Source organism: Acinetobacter sp. TUM15071 (genome assembly GCF_008980925.1).
In the GTDB taxonomy this organism is placed as follows: domain Bacteria; phylum Pseudomonadota; class Gammaproteobacteria; order Pseudomonadales; family Moraxellaceae; genus Acinetobacter; species Acinetobacter dispersus.
Genome location: NZ_BKGB01000005.1, coordinates 171513 through 189557 on the forward strand (window position 1 = coordinate 171513; position 18045 = coordinate 189557).

17 protein-coding genes are annotated in these 18045 nt (G+C 40.6%); 5 read left to right on the forward strand and 12 right to left on the reverse strand.

Annotated features, from left to right (window positions below):
* Positions 1-606 (forward strand): dephospho-CoA kinase, encoded by a 606-nt coding sequence (gene coaE / locus GBI66_RS06770; RefSeq protein WP_151715580.1) that lies wholly within the window; start codon positions 1-3, stop codon positions 604-606.
* Here the strand turns inward: coaE and GBI66_RS06775 are convergent.
* The 3 genes from GBI66_RS06775 to GBI66_RS06785 all read right to left on the reverse strand — a co-directional run bounded on the left by GBI66_RS06775 (position 603) and on the right by GBI66_RS06785 (position 2789).
* A complete protein-coding gene (locus GBI66_RS06775; protein WP_151715581.1) occupies positions 603-1514 on the reverse strand; it encodes a DMT family transporter in 912 nt (303 codons plus the stop codon). The two genes, coaE and GBI66_RS06775, sit on opposite strands and share 4 nt — an antisense overlap.
* Before the next feature lie 30 nt (positions 1515-1544).
* Positions 1545-2294 (reverse strand): 23S rRNA (guanosine(2251)-2'-O)-methyltransferase RlmB, encoded by a 750-nt coding sequence (gene rlmB / locus GBI66_RS06780; protein WP_005191946.1) that lies wholly within the window; start codon positions 2292-2294, stop codon positions 1545-1547.
* A 168-nt stretch (positions 2295-2462) separates the two neighbouring features.
* Complete coding sequence (locus tag GBI66_RS06785) at positions 2463-2789, reverse strand: pyrimidine/purine nucleoside phosphorylase (protein WP_004802302.1); 327 nt, start codon at positions 2787-2789, stop codon at positions 2463-2465.
* A gap of 538 nt (positions 2790-3327) precedes the next feature.
* Here GBI66_RS06785 and recN point away from each other — a divergent pair.
* The 3 genes from recN (at position 3328) to ruvX (ending at position 6092) form a co-directional block, all read left to right on the forward strand.
* Positions 3328-4989 (forward strand): DNA repair protein RecN, encoded by a 1662-nt coding sequence (recN, locus tag GBI66_RS06790; protein ID WP_151715582.1) that lies wholly within the window; start codon positions 3328-3330, stop codon positions 4987-4989.
* 112 nt (positions 4990-5101) lie between these two features.
* Entirely contained in the window at positions 5102-5656 is a 555-nt protein-coding gene (locus GBI66_RS06795) for a YqgE/AlgH family protein (RefSeq protein WP_005154877.1), read from the forward strand.
* Positions 5649-6092 carry a Holliday junction resolvase RuvX gene (ruvX, locus tag GBI66_RS06800; RefSeq protein ID WP_151715583.1) on the forward strand — a complete coding sequence of 148 codons (444 nt, stop codon included), beginning with the start codon at positions 5649-5651 and terminating at the stop codon, positions 6090-6092. Before GBI66_RS06795 ends, ruvX begins: the two co-directional genes overlap by 8 nt.
* Positions 6093-6158: 66 nt before the next feature.
* On the opposite strand, the gene GBI66_RS06805 is transcribed toward ruvX, so the two are convergent.
* The 3 genes from GBI66_RS06805 to GBI66_RS06815 form a co-directional block, all read right to left on the reverse strand.
* Positions 6159-7160: an HlyD family secretion protein gene (locus GBI66_RS06805; RefSeq protein ID WP_005210140.1), complete on the reverse strand. Its 1002-nt coding sequence runs from the start codon at positions 7158-7160 to the stop codon at positions 6159-6161.
* A gap of 65 nt (positions 7161-7225) precedes the next feature.
* Positions 7226-7432, reverse strand: a complete 207-nt coding sequence (locus tag GBI66_RS06810; protein ID WP_005191934.1) for a DUF1656 domain-containing protein — start codon at positions 7430-7432, stop codon at positions 7226-7228.
* Positions 7425-9518 (reverse strand): FUSC family protein, encoded by a 2094-nt coding sequence (locus GBI66_RS06815; protein WP_151715584.1) that lies wholly within the window; start codon positions 9516-9518, stop codon positions 7425-7427. The genes GBI66_RS06810 and GBI66_RS06815 overlap by 8 nt, the downstream gene beginning before the upstream one ends.
* 428 nt (positions 9519-9946) lie before the next feature.
* Here GBI66_RS06815 and GBI66_RS06820 point away from each other — a divergent pair, with 428 nt between their 5' ends.
* The gene (locus tag GBI66_RS06820; RefSeq protein WP_078197586.1) at positions 9947-10726 is read left to right on the forward strand and encodes an IclR family transcriptional regulator; all 780 of its coding nucleotides are present in this window, start codon (positions 9947-9949) and stop codon (positions 10724-10726) included.
* A gap of 214 nt (positions 10727-10940) precedes the next feature.
* On the opposite strand, the gene pgsA is transcribed toward GBI66_RS06820, so the two are convergent.
* The 6 genes from pgsA to GBI66_RS06850 form a co-directional block, all read right to left on the reverse strand.
* On the reverse strand, positions 10941-11528 hold the full coding sequence (gene pgsA, locus GBI66_RS06825) for a CDP-diacylglycerol--glycerol-3-phosphate 3-phosphatidyltransferase (RefSeq protein ID WP_005154866.1): 588 nt from the start codon (positions 11526-11528) through the stop codon (positions 10941-10943).
* 105 nt (positions 11529-11633) lie between these two features.
* Positions 11634-12431 (reverse strand): thioesterase family protein, encoded by a 798-nt coding sequence (locus GBI66_RS06830; protein WP_005191923.1) that lies wholly within the window; start codon positions 12429-12431, stop codon positions 11634-11636.
* A 104-nt stretch (positions 12432-12535) separates the two neighbouring features.
* Positions 12536-14341 carry an excinuclease ABC subunit UvrC gene (gene uvrC, locus GBI66_RS06835; RefSeq protein WP_151715585.1) on the reverse strand — a complete coding sequence of 602 codons (1806 nt, stop codon included), beginning with the start codon at positions 14339-14341 and terminating at the stop codon, positions 12536-12538.
* 107 nt (positions 14342-14448) lie between these two features.
* Complete coding sequence (locus tag GBI66_RS06840) at positions 14449-15306, reverse strand: hypothetical protein (RefSeq protein WP_151715586.1); 858 nt, start codon at positions 15304-15306, stop codon at positions 14449-14451.
* 151 nt (positions 15307-15457) lie between these two features.
* Complete coding sequence (gene lpxO / locus GBI66_RS06845; RefSeq protein ID WP_005154856.1) at positions 15458-16372, reverse strand: lipid A hydroxylase LpxO; 915 nt, start codon at positions 16370-16372, stop codon at positions 15458-15460.
* 128 nt (positions 16373-16500) lie between these two features.
* The gene (locus tag GBI66_RS06850) at positions 16501-17598 is read right to left on the reverse strand and encodes a hypothetical protein (protein ID WP_151715587.1); all 1098 of its coding nucleotides are present in this window, start codon (positions 17596-17598) and stop codon (positions 16501-16503) included.
* Between the last annotated feature and the right edge of the window lie 447 nt (positions 17599-18045).

Genomic DNA, 18045 nt, shown 5'->3' on the forward strand with positions numbered 1-18045 from the left:
ATGAGCTTTATCTTGGGTATTACAGGCGGCATTGGCAGTGGAAAATCAGCAGCCACACAATGGTTTGAATCTCAAGGTATCACCGTCGTTGATGCTGACATTGTCGCAAGAGAAGTGGTTGAACCAGGTCAACCCGCGTTGCAAGCGATTCAACAAACATTTGGTGACTGGGTCTTATTGGAAGATGGTAGTTTGAACCGACGTGCACTGCGTGAGCATATTTTTCAGTTTCCTGAAGCGCGTCAAAACCTAGAAAAAATTACCCACCCTGCCATTCGCCAGTCAATCATTCAGCAACTACAACATGCTGAAAGTCCTTATGTAATTTTAGTCTCACCGCTTTTGTTTGAAACCAATCAACATCAATTGGTTCAACATACCTTACTAATCGATGCCGACGAACAAACTCAGCTACAACGTGCTGGTCAGAGAGATGGGCAGAGTGAAGAACAGATTCTGAAAATTATTGCAGCACAAATGCCACGTGCTCAAAAACAACAGTTAGCCAATGATATTGTGCTTAATGATGGTTTGTTAGAACATCTGCATCAGCAACTCAAACCCTTGCACTTCAGTTATTTACAACGAGCAGAACACGCATTTTAGCCTTGTTTCTGTTTAGCGAGCTGAGTAGCTAAGGTGTCTTTACGCAGCCATCGCCATGGCTGTAATGCACCGATACCCATCCCGATCAAGCCAGACACGATCGCGGCATTCAGCGGCTCATTTAACAAAGGCACAGCCACAATAGCGGCAATAAATGGTGCCAAAGTCACAATACTGCCTGTCTTAAATGCACCTAAACGCTCAATTGCAGCCACATACGTCAACGTTGCCACGATCACCACCAGAATGCCATGAAACAGCCCTTGAATCAGTAAATGTATGGGCGCTGCATCTTGAAAATGTTTAGGAATAAATAAAATATAAATCGGTAAATAAATAATGGCCGACCAAATCACCACACCAGCTGTTGCATGCCAAGCAGATAATTTCCATTGTCTGAGTAAGACTGTAAAAATCCCCCACCACACCGCACTGATAAAAAGTAGTAAATCTCCTAGGCCTAATGCTGACGCTTGATCATTCAGCATGAGATAACTCATGAGGATTAGAGCGGCCATCATGATGATCAGGCTCAACCACGTATGTTTATCAAATGGTTGCTTGAATAGGAGATAAGCAGCAACAGCTGTGCAAAGTGGAATACAGCCATTTAAAAAAATAGCTGCATGTGCGGCAGGTGCATGTAAAAAAGCCGTATAGACAGTAAAACAATAAGCCAGACCACCAATGAGAGCCAAGATGACAGGGCGAGAATCCCATAAAAATGCAAAATCTTTTTTATAGATCAAGACAGGTATCAAAATCAGGGAGGCAATTGCAAAGCGCATTGCCACCAGATCCCAGACACTGACATGCCAATGAGCATTTAAACGGGAGAAAATGGTGAATCCTCCCCAAATACACATTGTAATAAAGACAAAGAAATAGCCTTGCGTACGGACGGTCATCTGAGTTTACATTGCCAACATTTGGCTAAATTATACAGCACTACGCTGACGACACGCCTCATAAAGTGCCATACCTGTCGCCACACTGACATTCAGACTTTGTAAATCACCAGACATGGGAATATAAACAGTATGATCGCATTGTGACTGAGTAATTGGACGAAGTCCCGTATCTTCCGCACCCATAACGATCACCACAGGACCTTTAAAATCACATTGTTGTATCGGCAATGCTTTCTCATCCAACATCGTACCAATCACACGAGTATGGGTGCTGTCTTTTAGATGCGCTAAAGTTCGCGCTAAATTGGTCACTTGAATGAATTTAACTTTCTCAGCACCGCCTGCCGCAACCTTACGTGCAGTAGGTGTTAAGCTTGCTGAACGATCACGTGGAACAATTACCGCCTGAACGCCCATCGCAGCTGCGGTACGAATACATGCACCGAGATTATGCGGATCTGTGACTTGATCAAGCGCCAATAACAAAGCATCTGGCGACTGCTGCATCAACTCATCCAAATCTTTTTCATTTAAGGTTGGATGTGGGCGAACAGCGGCCACTACCCCTTGATGAAAAGGTAAGCCTGCAAGCTTTTCTAAACTATCACGACTGGCTTTTTGGACACTAATCCCAAAAGGTTCTGCGAGCTGCAAAATCTTTTGCAAACGCTGATCATCACGACCTTTTAACGTAAATAAAGTCAAAACGCGTTCAGGCTCTAACTCCAACAATGACTCTACCGAATGAACGCCATAATAATATTCAGGTTTTGCCATGAACGACCTCTAACAATTTCATATCAACGAAAAATAAAAATCCTGCAAAGTAACTTTACAGGTGAGGAGCGATTATAGCTCCGCAAGAGTACTTAATAAAAAAATCCTGCAAAATGTCTTTACAGGATTTCTATTGACTCTAGTGTACTCGATTTAGAAAGGAATAAGTTAACCTTCTAAATGACAGACATAATCGAGTACTTCATCCGCCTCAATGTGGAACATACTGTTACCAGGCACATAGAATGACTGGCCTGCGCGGAATAATTCGCTTTCAGTGCTATCTGCTATTTTAACACGGCATTCACCAGAAATAATTTCCATACGTTCTGGAACATGTGTTTCGAAAGTTAAAGCCTGTTCAGTAGGTAGAATTACACCCAAAGTCTTTTTTGTACCATCTTCAAATTGTACTGTATGGCTAATACATGCCCCACCAAAATACACATTCGATTTCTTAATGACCGTTACATGATCAAATTGCACTGAACTCATGCGTACTCTCCAAATAATGCCGCATTTATATTAGATTATGCTGGACGTAGTTTAATTGCGCTGTGACAACTAATCAATCCATTTTCTAGGCTAATCATAGCAATTTTCATACCTGAGCCCAGATTAACAAAGCAACGCTTTGTCTGGGCGCAAGTCGAACAGCTATGCTGTGAGTGAAGAGGAAAAGTAAAGCGAAGCTTTGTCCTGAGGAACGATTCAAGTTCCGCAAGAAGACAAACAGCTCTGCTGTGAGTGGCGAGGATTAACAAAGCATGAGAAGCATCGCTTCGCAAGGTTCGGGCACAAGACCCTCAGCTTTACTACGAGTAGCGAGGAACAGCAAACATGAAGAAAGTTTACCCAAACGCAAAACCTTAGCTCACCATATAAATGCTGAAGAAAAGGCCCAGAGGTTAAACACATCACAAAATAATGCTCTATCTACTCAGTAAATCAGGAAAATCCTACATTCAACTCTTGTAGCAACTTTAAAACTTCTCTATCTTTAAGCAAAAGATTCTGTGCATTGGATGCGTTTATGCTCACCCATTTAACTTTAATTAATTTTGCACTCGCTGACCATTTGGCTTTAGATATTGAACAAGGCTTCAATGTGCTGACTGGTGAAACTGGCGCGGGCAAATCATTATTGTTAGATGCCCTTTCCGCCTGCTTAGGTGAACGCACCGATACCAACTATGTACGTTACGGGGCAGATAAAGCAGACATCACTGCCGTATTTAGCTATCAACCTGAAAGTGCCGAAGCGCATTGGCTTACGGAACATGAACTTGATGATGACTCTGGTGAAATTCATTTAAGACGTGTAGTTTTTGCTACAGGTCGCAGCAAGGCATGGATTAATGGTCGTCCGAGTAGTTTAGCCGAACTCAAAGAAATCGGACGCTTACTGGTACAACTCTACAGCCAACACAGTCAACAACAATTATTAGAACCACCTTATCCAAAACGCTGGTTAGACCGTTATCACAATTTTGCCGAGCCCTCGAATGCGGTACGCGAAGCATATAGCACATGGCAAAAAAATATTCGCCAACATCAAGCGGCTTTAGATGCACAAGCCACGCGTATTCAAAAAATACAAAACCTAGAATCTCAAATCGAAGAGCTTGAGGACGTCGTTCAAACGGATTATCGCGAAACAGAACAAGAATTTGATCGTCTGAGTCACCATGAACATATCATGCAGGACTGTAGCTATAGCCTGAATGTCTTGGATGAAGCAGAACAAAACATTACCCAAGAAGTTGCCTCGATCATTCGTCGCTTAGAATCCCATGCTGGTCGTAGCGAACAGTTAGCCAGTATTTATAACTCTTTGTTAAATGCGCAAAGTGAAATAGATGATGCAACCGCAAGTTTACGTCAATTTATTGATCGCCAAAGCTTTGACCCTGAACGCATGGAACAGTTGAATGCAACCCTCGAAGTATTCCACCGTCTGGCACGCAAACACCGCACTCAACCTGAATTACTCAAACAAGAGTACGAAACTTGGCAGCAAGAATTAGAGCAATTACATCAACTTGAAGATCCAGAAACTTTGGCCGAACAAGTTGAAGTTTCTTATCAAGCATTTATGCAGAAAGCACAACATTTAGATGATATTCGTCGTGCAGCAGCAATTCCATTGGCCAAACAACTGACCGAGCAAGTTAAACCGCTCGCACTGCCTGAAGCACATTTCGAATTTAAGTTTGAACCACAAGAACCTGCCAATGCAGAAGGGTTAAGCTTCATTCAACTGTTATTTACCGCGAATAAAGGGATTCCACCGCAGCCACTTGCACGCGTTGCATCAGGGGGAGAACTTTCACGTATTGCGTTGGTAATGCAGGTCATGAATGCTGAAAAAACAGATGCTGAGGTGCTGGTATTTGATGAAATTGATGTGGGGATTAGTGGTGGCACGGCTGAGGTTGTTGGGCGTTTATTGGCTGATCTAGCACAACACGTACAATTGCTGTGTATTACCCATCAAGCTCAGGTAGCCGCACAATCTGACCAACATTTATTGGTGAAGAAACAACAAACAGATCCTGCAAGCAGTACCATTATTGAGCTTGATGAAGAACAACGTATTTTAGAGCTGGCACGTATGTCTGGTGGTGTTGAAATCAGTGAAACCACCTTGCAGCATGCAAAACAATTACGTCAGCTAAAATTTCAGTCAGCCTGACATTATTACAAAATATTAGAAAATAATTGGCGAAATCCGATTAACTCTTGTATGTTGATAAAAAGAACCTATATAGATAGATCAGCACAATTTTTGATGGAGAACCGCCTAGGTGACGAAACAATACTTAACTCACCGTTGTCTCATCGCTCCACCAGACATGGCAGATGACAGCTTTGCAAATACCGTCATTTATCTTGCTCGCCATGATGAAGACGGTGCTCAAGGTATTATTATCAACCGCCCGTCTGATCTACAAATCAAAGAACTACTCAATGATTTAGAGATTGATGCCGACAATGTACAGCCGCATGCAGTTTTGCAGGGCGGTCCATTACGTCCAGAAGCCGGATTTGTTCTACACACAGGGCAACCAACATGGCATTCTTCAATTGCGGTGGGTGAAAACGTCTGTATCACCACCAGTAAAGATATCCTAGATGCGATTGCGCATAATGAGGGTGTAGGACGTTATCAAATTGCATTAGGTTATGCGAGTTGGAGCAAAAATCAGCTTGAAGAAGAAATTGCACGTGGTGATTGGCTTATTTGCGATTCAGATATGGATCTGATTTTTAATCTGCCATATGACGACCGTTGGGATGCAGCTTACAGAAAAATTGGGGTAGACCGTACTTGGCTTGCGTCTGAGATTGGTCATGCCTGAAATGCAAAACGCTCAATCGATTATGGCTTTTGATTTCGGCACACAAAAAATGGGGATGGCAATCGGTCAATCGACTATTGAAAGTAGCAATCCCTTACCATTATTTGCCATGAAAGATGGTATTCCCGACTGGGATAAATTATTAAAAGTCGTTAAAGAGTGGCAGCCTAATTTATTTCTAGTCGGTTTACCGCTGAATATGGATGATAGTGAATCGGAACTGTCTGCCCGTGCGCGAAAATTCGCACGTCGTTTACGCCACCAAACCAATATTGAAACCTGGATGGTAGACGAACGGCTGACTACACGTGAAGCGAGAGAGGAACTTGAGTCTTATCAAAGCAAAGGACAGGCTAAACGTTTATCTGCGGATAGTTTTGCTGCTGCATTACTGATTCAAAGTTGGTATCACGATCCTGTTGGGATTACGCCTTAACAATAAATCTCATTACAGTTCTTTCAATATAGCGGCATCCGTGCCGCTCAGCGTAAGTGAATAACATTATTTCTCAATAATTCTAACCGTTGCGGTACGTCCAGAAACAAAGGCCAATGGATTATGCGGTTGCTCATCCAAAACAATTTTCACTGGTACACGCTGCGCCAAACGGACCCAACTGAAGGTGGGATTCACATTTGCCAACAGATTAGAACTGCCTGAACGCTCGCGATCTTCAATCCCTGTCGCGATACCTTGCACATGTCCACGAATCTGCTGACGATCACCCATCAGTTGAACTGTTGCTGAATCCCCCACATGAATACGATTCAATTTGGTTTCTTCAAAATAACCGACAACATAAAGCTGTTGGCGATCTAAAAGTGCTGCAACCGCCTGCCCCACTTTGACATAGTTACCCACGCGCAAATCGAAGTTTGATAAAGTTCCGTCCGCTGGAGCGACCACCTCCGAGCGATGTAAATTCAATTGCGCCAAATGAAGGTTACTATTCGCAACTTCAATCAAAGCTTGTTGTTGTTGAATGGCAGCATTGGCTTGCTCAATATTGGCTGTCAGTTGCTCTTTTTCAGCTACAGCTTGATCACGCACTGCAAACACCTGATCTTGTTCCTGCTTTGAAATCGCACCATCCATCAAACTCGCATACCGAGCTGCATTTCTTTCAGCCAGTTTTTTATTCGCTTCGGTCTTGACCAAACTGGCTTTTGCACCAGCCAAGTTGGCATGTGCTTGCGCCAAGCCCGCTTTGGCTTTGGCTAAATCTGATTTAGCTTGCTCGACATCGAGTGCTTGACGTGCGACATCAATTTTAAAAAGCACCTGCCCTTTTTTCACCGTCTGGTTATCTTGAACCAATACTTCAGTGACTAAACCATTGACGTCAGATGCAACCTGAATCACATCACCACGAATACGACCATCACGCGTCCACGGCGCAGCATTGTAGTAATTCCATAAATGCACCACGGTATATACAGCAATAAGAACTGCCAGTATCAATACAATTGGACGTATGATTTTTCGCACATCAAATGCATTCATGTTCATTACCTCTACCACTTATTTTTAAATCATTAAATTTCAGAATATGCATTGATTCAGAGACCTTAAGCCCATAACCAAACAAACAGCCAATGCACCACAAGCAATAAACCAAAGTAAAAACATAAGTTGAAAATACTTGGTAACGCGATCCAGCCTTTGATTGCCGCACGGTCGATTAAAGGACTCACCAATTTGAACAGCACATAGGCAATAATGGCTTGCACCAAAAGGATTGGGATATAAATCCCATAAACATTAATTTCACCCATGAGATACACCTAAACCGTAGATATCGGAATACATCTGTTCTGTTGAGACGTGACCAATGCTTTCGCAAATATTGTTAAGAGAAATCAACAGTCGCTGGTGTAATTGAACATCTTCAATCTGTTGCGCCATGCGCTGCAAATGTTCTATTTGCTGCACAATTTGTATAGGGAAGTGATTAAGTGAAAGCTGCTTTTCTTGGGCATGAAAATAGTCAGCGAGTTGCTGCTGCAATAGATTGAGTTCACTTTGTAGCTCTGCTTGTTGTGGTAACTTCTGGCTAATTTCTTCTAAACGTACCAAATCCACGGTCGAACTACTTTCAACCAACGCATTTTGAATCGCAGTTTTAATCTCAGGATTTTGTACCATCTTGGTATTCAATACCCCAACACGATCTAACATGCTGCGTAAATGGATTTTGAAATCACTACCATAAGGCAAATGAAGAGCTTGCCGCATCGCTTGATAATGTAAAGCTAGGATTCGCGTTGCACTGGTATCTGGTGAAATTGCACGAACCAAATTAATGACAATAAGTGAAACCAAAACACCTAGTATCATCCCAAAAGAGCCATCCAGATAAGAAACTGCGTCCATCGTATATTGATTATGCAGATTCAAACCCATCATCGTATTAATCCCAAGCACCATTCCGATCGGCATTAACATTTGATTCGCCATCATCGTCACAGCCACAAGGAATACGGGGAACAGTACCAAAGCCAATTGCCAGAAGTGGGTCACATGCGGGAAAATACCAAAAGCATATAAAAACACTAAGCCCGCAGACACAATACTGCCCCAAATAAAGATTCTAAGTACAGGGACTGGATTATCCAAAGCTGTAAGAATACAGGCAGTAATCGCACCCATTTGTGCCATCATAAAGCCCGTTTTCCAACCTGATAAAATCCATGCCCCTGTTACAATAAAGGTAATCAATACCGCACTAATCCCGCCACGAATCGCAATACCATGATCTCGATGTAAACTCGGATATTTAGTTGTAATCGCAGTAATCTCAGTTGGAATATCTTTTTGGCCTTGCTGGATTTGCTGCCAAATCAACTTCACTGCCAAAATATTGGCAATAAAATGCCGAACATCCATTTTTAATGCTGCTAACACAATTTGCTGCTCAGATGACGCCATCGAAATTAGCTCAGCAAAATCCTCTTCAAATCCAACGGGAAGTGTCTGTAAATCATTTGGGCTAAGTACGCGTTCTTGCTTTAAAAAAACCAATGTATGTTGATGAATAATTTTTAAATGCGGTGCAAGATCAAGCAATTGCATTTGCTGTAGCTGCTTTACCCGCTGAGACATAGCAACGAGATTGGCAACCACCAATGAGACCTGATGCAGCATCTCCTGCAAAGGTTTGGTCATACCATTTAGCTCACCTTTTTCATAAGCCAAATGCACCGCTAAAGCATGAATATCTGAGGCATCACGAGTGATCACAGACAAAATTTGAGTGTAATTCTCGGGTTGATCCTGAACTTTAATTAATTTTTCGAAGGTACTTTCCAAATCACTTAAAGTCTTGTTCACACGTTGCTTGATCATTGCGCCAACATGAACTGGAAAGAAAGTTGCAGAAACCACTGCTGTTGCAATCACACCAATTGAAATTTCCAAGACGCGTGCCAAGGCAATATCAAAAATATTATAGGTGTCGATATAAGTAATCGCGTTATAGACAATCATGGCCGTTGAATAACCCGCCAGCATGAATACATAACTACGAGCAGTACGGTCAAGCAATGATACGTATAAAGCAAAGCCGACCCATAACGACAAAATAATAGTAAATAGCCAAGGCGTATTAATGAAATGTGGTGTGAGCAATAACGCAATGATCGCGCCTGCAATAGTACCGACCAAACGATAGACACATTTTGAAGACACCATACCCGAATATGGGCTGGCAATAATCAGGACTGTACCAATTGACCACATCGGATTAATTAAATCCAATTCAAACGAGATAAACAGTGCCAGCATACCTGCCACAAATGTTTTGCACGCAAAAATGATGTCAAGTCGACTCGGTCTAAAAGCCAACAACTGTTTAAATAGCATGAACATGTCTCAATTCAGATTCAGCTTTACTCTTCATTACGCACTAAAAAAGTGACGGCTCGTCCTAACTGATTAGAACAATTCGAATCAGGGCAACCAATATAAATAAAGCTGGGGTTTGGGCGTGATGCACAATGTTGGGTATTTTTTAGGTCAGAAATCCTAAAAATTATTATCCCAATAAGACATTGTGTTGCTAATTTTTTCAAAATAGAGTGAAATAGTCAACATAAATTATCACTATTTGATAATTTTTAATTTTAATTTAGAATAATCTCTATAAAAGTAATTCATTTTCTCAGGATATAAATTAATTTATTGATCTTGATTGATCAAATTTAAAAGCCCATACACGATCTTCTGCTTTTCTGCTATAAAGCAATAAAAGTTCGGTTTTCACGTTATTTTTAAGGAGTAGACAACTCATCATGGCAATTTCGAGTTTTGGTAAAATTCTCACCGTGCTGGATTTATTCTCAGTTTCACGTCCGATTATCAATGTCGATATCATTTGTGATGAGCTTGGCCTGTCCAAACCAACAGCCTATCGTTATCTGAAAGAACTCGTTTCTGCCGATATTCTCAAACGAATCAGCGGTACTTCTGGCGATTATACGCTTGGCTCTAAAATTGCGGTTTTAGACTATATTTCACATAGCACCGATCCTCTGGTTCAGATCAGTATTCCCTTTATGCGAGATATCGTGGAACGCACCGAACTGTGCTGTTTACTGACCTATTTAAATCATGATTATTGTATCGACCTACATCATGAAACTTTTAAAGATGCAGAATTACTTTCTTTTGGACGAGGTTGTCCACGCCCCGTCTATGTCGGAGCTTCTCCTAAAATTGTTATCGCACATCTCACTAAACAGCGCATTCAGGGCTATTATCAGCAGTTTTCGAAAGAATTGGCACAAGTCGGATTTGCACAGACTCAGGATGAATTCATTCAACACATGCGGAAAATTAAAAAACAGGGTTTTTACTTATCACAAGGTGAAATTGATCCTCAACTTTGCAGTTTGTCAGTTCCTATCCGCTTTTCCAGCAAAGAAGCCCCTATTGCACTCACTTTAGTGGCATCGAAGAATCGCTTTGATTTCATCAATATTCAGAAGTTAATTGAAATTTTGCAAAATAACGCAACTCAAATCGAGCATAAATTTGCAACACTTTCAGAAATTCAGAACAATCAAAGCTGAGAATATTAAAAAACATTTACATTTTTCACTGTTGTAAATCACATTAAATTCTCATATGATGATTATGTTCTTCAGCATACTCTCCCAAAAGAGCATGACTTTCCTCAGAGAACTAAGCTCATTTTTGTGATGGGCTTTTTTCTTGTCTGATTTTTATAACGCAATAAAAAAGCCCTCTAAATAGAAGGCTTTTTCTGTCAAATATATGGAGCTATCAGGGTTGTTTTAAATACGGCCAAGCGGCTTTCAAGTAAATAAACATCGACCAAAGCGTTAGTATCACTGCTGCATAAAGCAAAGCATAAGCCCAAATTTCTAAAGGCTTCCAGTTCAATAAGAACACACTAATCGCAATCATTTGAAAAGCGGTTTTATATTTCCCTACTGTCGAGACTGCCACATTCGTACGAGCACCTAATTCTGCCATCCATTCACGCAAGGCAGAAACAGTAATTTCCCGAGAAATAATTACAATTGCAGCGAAAGCCATGGAAATGGTCGGTTGCCATTGCACCAATACAATCAGTGCTGCCGCAACCATTAACTTATCGGCCACAGGATCAAGAAAGCGCCCAAAAGCAGAGGTCTGATTTAAGGTTCTCGCCAAATAGCCATCAAACCAATCGGTTACTGCTGCAATAATAAATATTGCAGTGAGTACCATATGGCGCATCATTCCCCCATGATGCTCAGCAATTCCGATTGCTGGTGGCCAATAAGCAATCACCAAAAATACAGGAATAAAGGCAATACGTGCCAAAGTTAAAATATTAGGAATGTTCAGGATCTGCCCTGTGCTCATAAACACCGCCATGTTGTTCGCATCAAATATGCATACTGCACAAAGGATGTGCTGAGATTGTATTCATGTGTCAGCAACTTTATACGAAATGCACCGTAGTGTCGACTAGGCAAAAACCGCAACTGTTTGTCTAAGCACCGCAATTAACTGGTTTTCACGATCCCAGACATATGCATATTCGGTTGAATAACCATGCTCTGCATATTCAGTCACAACTTTATATTTAAACCAATCTTGAATTTGATCCGAAATCGGACTCAGATAAGTAATCTGCCAACTCAACGAACTTGCAGGAGCTGGGATTTTAAACATTGGCAAAACCCCTGGCGGCCATACATCCATCAGCACAAATAAATCTGCTAATTGCATGCTTCGATTTGGATGAAAATTGGGTGCAAAGCGACTCCACCCACCAAAGTCTGGCACCTTACTGCCTGCCATTGGGTAACTGCCCTCTGCCCAGCACAGTTCAAATTGCTGTAAACACTCAGGCATTAACCCTTCCAGATAGAAGGTCTTATCCAGCTGCTCTGGCGTTGGATAAGCTGGAACTTGCGGCAAATTCTGTACATGAATACGAGAATCACGCTGTGTACCAAAACTGGCAACTAAGATACTTTGAACAGCATCATCCTGCCATAGTCTAACTTCCAGTGTCGTAACCGACTTCCCTTCACGTAATATCTCAGCACTGAGTCTTGCTCGCCCTTGTTGTACAGGCCCGACAAAGGTGATATTACAGCTGAGTAATTGTTTTGCCGCATCATGCACTGTGCTAAGAGCTTTATGGATCAATAAGCCTGCAACCAGACCACCAAACACTGTACGGCCTTGCAACCAACCCGATGGAATATCAATCCACTCTTGTTGTTCAACCTGCTGATATAACGGAAGCAATGACATCATTTTTCCTTCATCATCGAAACACTCTATCTTTCAATGTTTTTCGTCTTTTGTGAATGATCTTTACTACAGCTTTATTGGGAAGATTTAGTCAATCAGTCAAATTATTCATGTAAGATTTTATAAATCGTCCGCGCCAGAACCTCTCCCAATCCCGGCACTAACATCAACTCTTTTTCCGATGCTCTAAGTACGCCTTGTATCCCACCAAAATGGGTCAATAAATCACGACGACGCTTTGGCCCAAGTCCTGGAATAGCTTCTAACACAGAGCTACTGCGACGTTTATCGCGCTTGGCACGATGCTTGGTAATTGCAAAACGATGCGCTTCATCACGCACCTGCTGAATGAGGTGTAGCGCTTTATGATCTTCTGGCAGCTGAATCTTGGTGCCATCGGTAAAATGTAGCGTTTCCAAACCAGGCTTACGACCTTCACCTTTAGAAACTCCGATCATAAAGGCATCCAGCTCTAGCTCTAGCTCTTGCATAACCTCCATCGCCATATGTAATTGCCCTTTACCTCCATCAATGAGCAAAAGATCAGGCAACATATTCTTTTTATAGCGACGGATCAGGGCTTGCCGCATTGCAGCATAATCATCTCCCCCCGTAATATCCTGAATCGCAAATTGACGATAGTCTCGCTTTCGTGACCCACCTTGATCGAACACAACACAGGAAGCAATGGGTGCTTCACCCATGGTATGACTAATATCAAAGCATTCAATCCGATCAATCGGACGCCCCACCACCTGTTCAAGCTGATGAAAGCGTTCTGTTAGCTCTAAATGATTACTGAGCTTACCTTTAATTGCATGCTGTACATTCATTTGAGCCAACTCTAACCATTCGGCTCGAGTCTCACGTACTTTATGCTTGATCTGTACCTTTTTATTAAAGGTTTGCTGTAAGGCTTCTTCCAGTTGTTTTTGATCTGGTACATCAACATTTACAATCAGCTCTGTCGGCACTTCATCAGCAACTTGGAAGTAGAAATTCGCCATAAAATCACTGAGCATCTGTCCCAAATCATCACTCAGCATATCGGGGAAATAACTTTTACCACCGAGCATGCGTCCATTACGCACATACATAATTTGGACGCAAGTCACCCCAGCTTGATAAGCAATCGCGAGGATATCAGCCTCACCTTTGATTTTGAATACCGCTTGCTGTGCCTGCACTTCACGAAGTAAAGACAAACGATCTCGATAAAACACCGCTTTTTCAAATTCCAGTGCTTCAGCCGCTTGTTCCATTTTTCCAATTAGCTCTTGATTTAGCTCTTTGGTATCGCCTTGAAGGAAGCGAATGGAGTTATCAACATCTTCTTTATATTCTTCAGGACTAATTAAGCCAACACAAGGTGCAGTACAGCGTTTAATTTGATATTGCAGACATGGGCGTTTGCGCTGCGAAAAATAGCTGTTTTCGCACTGACGCACATTGAACAGCTTCTGCAATACCAATAAGGTGTCACGTGCACTATAAGCACTTGGATAGGGCCCAAAAAACTTACCAATTTGATGCTTTCCCTTACCACGTCCACTAGCGATACGCGGATAAGGCTTATCTGATGAGACAAAAATATAGACGTAGGATTTGTCATCCCGCAACATAATGTTATAAGGCGGACGATGCAGCTTAATCAGATTCTGTTCAAGCAATAATGCTTCGGTTTCGGAACGAACCACCAAGCTTTCAATATCATAAATACGGGCAACCAGTGCCTGCGTTTTAGGATGTTCAATGGTTTTAACAAAATAGCTCGATACACGATTTTTTAGATTTTTGGCTTTGCCTACATATAGCAATTCCCCATCTTTACCCAGCATTTTATAAACGCCAGGTAACTGAGTCATATGCGCCAGTATTTTTTCAATGTGTTCTCGAGCGTTTGGGTTCACGACAGGCTTTCATCATCAAGATTAAGTTGATGATGTAGTCTGTACCAATGAATTTCAAGCCTCATGCTGCGAAATCCATCTATTGAGTCAATATAATCAATGCCAAGTTAAAAGACTTTACTTAAAACTTTATCTACACTCTTAAATGCAGACTCATTAAAGAAATCACAGGCCAGCTCATTTGTTGGAGAAATGGGATTAACTTCTCTAGTTGTATGGAAAAAACCCCAATGCTCTTTCCCTTGATAATGAACTCTCGTATTAGCTAAATTAAACTCAACATCAGACTCAAAGACTGTCCAAGCCGCATTTTGCCAAGTCCCCTGATTTTGAACGTTATTACTCGTGCTGACATGCTCAAGATTTTGAGTTGGATAAGACTCAATATAATCTTGAGTACTCAACTGAACTTGTTTTTGCCAACATGTTGCGCCTGAAGAAAATTTATCTTGTGTAGGCAATATTAATGCCTGAATAATCTCTAAAGTGGTATCACTAAAAAAAGATGAGACTGATGCCTGCTTCAGAAAATAACGCATATAATCTGATACGTTTAAGCCTGATAAATCAATTTTTTTGAGCTGATAAGTAAGTTTAAATGTTACTTTCTGGTCTAAATTATAAGGTTCGTATTCTAAAACTGTATCATTAAATGTTGCTTTACGACCTATAATATAATCACCCGCTGTATTCTGTGGTGGAAATATGGTTGATATTCCATCTTTGGTTATAAAGTTACGTAACGCCTCTGTTTGCAATGCTGGCGTTTCAGTATAACTTACTAAAAGATCACTATTTTTATTAACTTGATAGAGTTTCTTGGTTAACTTATTCGAGGAATTTTTCGTAGCAAAATCATAACTATAAAATCCCTGATTTTTACCAGTACGGAAACTATCATCATTCTCATCTGTACATGCCACTAAACTTAAAACAGCTGTACATATCAATAATTGTTTTTTCATTATGTATTCTCATGACTACAAATTGAGCTAATTATCTTATTTTATATCATTTGATACAACCAAACTCAGATTACAGCCATGATTGCAAAGTGGAAAAAGCCCTAAAATCTTTTAGATTTCAGGGCTAAATATATTAAAATTCGATCTTAGCTTAAAACACATAAGGACGAATAAAAATAAGGAAAAACAAACCGAGCATGATGAACCACTTCAAGAAGTAATATAGAGAACGATTCGATGCTTTTAATGCTTTCGCTTTAATACGAATTTGGTAAATATAACCAAAAGCTTTATTCAAACCGCCTGTTTGGTCTCCGGCTTCATTCGGTGAACTCGCAGCCGTCATCACACTTTTACCAAACCAGTGATTAAACTTCTCCATAAAGCGAGTCTTTAATGGACGCTCTACATCTGCGAAAAAGATAATCCGGTTTTGGTCAGTGGTATTTTCAGCATAGTGGATATAGGTTTCATCAAATACGACACTTTCACCATCGCGCCAAGAATAACGCTCACCATCGACATCAATAAAACAGCGATCATCGTTGGGTGTGATTAAGCCTAAATGGTAGCGTAATGAACCTGCATATGGGTCCCGGTGACGAACCAAACGGCTATCTGGTGCCAGTTCAGTAAACATTGCAGCTTTAATCGTTGGCAAAGTCTTTAGCAATGCTGTCGTTTTTGGGCAAAGCTCCGCAGCTGATGGATGCGCTGAGTCATACCATTTTAAATAGAAACGTTTCCAACCTGTTTTAAAGAATGAGTTAAAGCCCAAGTCATCATAACTACTCGATGCTTTAATCCCACCTTTGTCATATAAGGCTTTTGCTTCATCACGAATCATTTCCCAATTTTCATCTAAAACTTTTAAGTCCTGGAAATGTTGGGTATCGATGTACGGTTGATTCGGCACTTTGGAAAACATGTACATTAAAAAGTTAATGGGTGCGAGAATCGTAGAATGGTCAAAAAATTGACGATAAAACGAATGCTTCACTTTCCCACGACGCTGAATATACAGTGCAGAAATGATAAAAATCGCTAATATGATCCACTTAATCATAGACTATTGCTTTAGCTTTAAAAAAATCAGCACTATTTTAACACCGTATTTATTGATTCAAACAAGAATTGCATAATTTAAATAGATCGACAGGTATGCGGTGCTCCTCATACCTGTCTAAATGAAACTTATTTTTTAACTTTACTTAGAACACTATCCATTGATTTTGCTGCTTCTGCATTGTAATAATTACATTGGCTACGCATTTTTGCTTCAACTGATGCCATGAACTGATCTTCTTTTGCTTTACCTAAAGGAACGACAACATCCTGAAACCACGCAGTCTTTCTAAATTGACTTTTTAGCTCCTCAACAAGTTCATCGCTCTTCCATTCGGGTTGTTGAGGAAATGCTTGATATACCTTACTCTGGTATTCCAATGCGAACTGGTAATATTGCGGTTCAGATGGATTATCATTTTTATCCAAGAGAGAGCCTATTTTTATTTTTCCCCACACCTCTATATCGGGGACTGCTTGAGCAGTCCTACCTGCTTTAAACTCCTGATCAGCCCAATCCTGTAAAATCTTGGCATTTGGAATTTCATACGACTCATTTGGCCCAAACTCAAAAAAGACTTGATTCGAGCTGACTCCTTGTTGTTGTAAACACTTTGCTCCGCGTGGAAATGTGTCCACTATATTGACCAACTGACTCGGTATGGCACCTAAATTAGGCGAACCGCCATTCTTGACTTCGAACTCATACATAGAAATCAGTGCTGGAGCAAACTGATCAACAATCCGTAATCCTTGAAGGTCAATTTCTTTCACCTTCTGAGTAATTTTTAGATCTTTAAAGCCAGCCTGATTATATGGTGACGTGACCCATGCTGTTGAACTCATTGAATGGATAAAACTATCTCGGATACCCTGCGCAGCATTGTAAGTCTGCTCTGTTTCAGGAATATATAATCCATCCTTTTGAGTTACATAATGATTATAAAAGATAGGATTTTTAGTTTTTTCAAGCAAAATTCCTTTCTGAATATTCCATTCAGACTTATCAAAATCCAACGAGTCTTGACCATAATCAATATCAATTGCATAGCTAAATAATTTAGCTTCCCCGTTCGGGAAAAGCTCAGCCTTAACTTCATTTGGATTAGAAGATGAATTATTACCAGAGGATGAGTTATTTTCAGCGGAAGAAGAGCCTCCTCCGCCTCCACAAGCACTCAACATTACTGAAATTATTGATAAAACTAGGAATTTATTTTTTAACATAATTTTACTTTCCAGAACATTTTTATAACACAAAGATTATCTAAGAATAAAAAAAAGACAAGCCTTTCTGTCTAATACTTTTAAATTGTCCTAAACTATTTAATAAATATTTTTTCTTTGTTATTAAGTCTCACCATTAGAGTTAAAAACCTTGTTGTATCAATTTCATAAAAATCAGCATTCATCATTAAAACAGCCTTCTTTAGCATCAGGTGATAAGCACCTCATCAAAAACTGCGGACAGAAGCAACCCAAAATCATAAAAAACAAATATTTTCAAAAAGATAAAGTGAAAATTATATATAACTAAACAATTGATGACCCTAGCGTCACGGCTTGATACAACTTGTTATGTCCTTTTTGGATATAGTTATCGTAAGATTAGCGAAGCTTTTTTGTGTGCTTAAGCGCACACACGCTTTATGACATCCACTCAGAATCCTCCAC

What these genes read in the sequence shown, in the direction of transcription:
- pgsA (WP_005154866.1), bottom strand. Translation starts at nt 11,528, where the DNA reads ATGAGCACAGGGCAGATCCTGAACATTCCTAATATTTTAACTTTGGCA.
- recN (WP_151715582.1), top strand. Translation starts at nt 3,328, where the DNA reads ATGCTCACCCATTTAACTTTAATTAATTTTGCACTCGCTGACCATTTG.
- GBI66_RS06785 (WP_004802302.1), bottom strand. Translation starts at nt 2,789, where the DNA reads ATGAGTTCAGTGCAATTTGATCATGTAACGGTCATTAAGAAATCGAAT.
- GBI66_RS06805 (WP_005210140.1), bottom strand. Translation starts at nt 7,160, where the DNA reads ATGAATGCATTTGATGTGCGAAAAATCATACGTCCAATTGTATTGATA.
- ruvX (WP_151715583.1), top strand. Translation starts at nt 5,649, where the DNA reads ATGCCTGAAATGCAAAACGCTCAATCGATTATGGCTTTTGATTTCGGC.
- rlmB (WP_005191946.1), bottom strand. Translation starts at nt 2,294, where the DNA reads ATGGCAAAACCTGAATATTATTATGGCGTTCATTCGGTAGAGTCATTG.
- lpxO (WP_005154856.1), bottom strand. Translation starts at nt 16,372, where the DNA reads ATGATTAAGTGGATCATATTAGCGATTTTTATCATTTCTGCACTGTAT.
- GBI66_RS06820 (WP_078197586.1), top strand. Translation starts at nt 9,947, where the DNA reads ATGGCAATTTCGAGTTTTGGTAAAATTCTCACCGTGCTGGATTTATTC.
- GBI66_RS06810 (WP_005191934.1), bottom strand. Translation starts at nt 7,432, where the DNA reads ATGGGTGAAATTAATGTTTATGGGATTTATATCCCAATCCTTTTGGTG.
- GBI66_RS06830 (WP_005191923.1), bottom strand. Translation starts at nt 12,431, where the DNA reads ATGTCATTGCTTCCGTTATATCAGCAGGTTGAACAACAAGAGTGGATT.
- GBI66_RS06840 (WP_151715586.1), bottom strand. Translation starts at nt 15,306, where the DNA reads ATGAAAAAACAATTATTGATATGTACAGCTGTTTTAAGTTTAGTGGCA.
- GBI66_RS06815 (WP_151715584.1), bottom strand. Translation starts at nt 9,518, where the DNA reads ATGCTATTTAAACAGTTGTTGGCTTTTAGACCGAGTCGACTTGACATC.
- GBI66_RS06850 (WP_151715587.1), bottom strand. Translation starts at nt 17,598, where the DNA reads ATGTTAAAAAATAAATTCCTAGTTTTATCAATAATTTCAGTAATGTTG.
- GBI66_RS06775 (WP_151715581.1), bottom strand. Translation starts at nt 1,514, where the DNA reads ATGACCGTCCGTACGCAAGGCTATTTCTTTGTCTTTATTACAATGTGT.
- coaE (WP_151715580.1), top strand. Translation starts at nt 1, where the DNA reads ATGAGCTTTATCTTGGGTATTACAGGCGGCATTGGCAGTGGAAAATCA.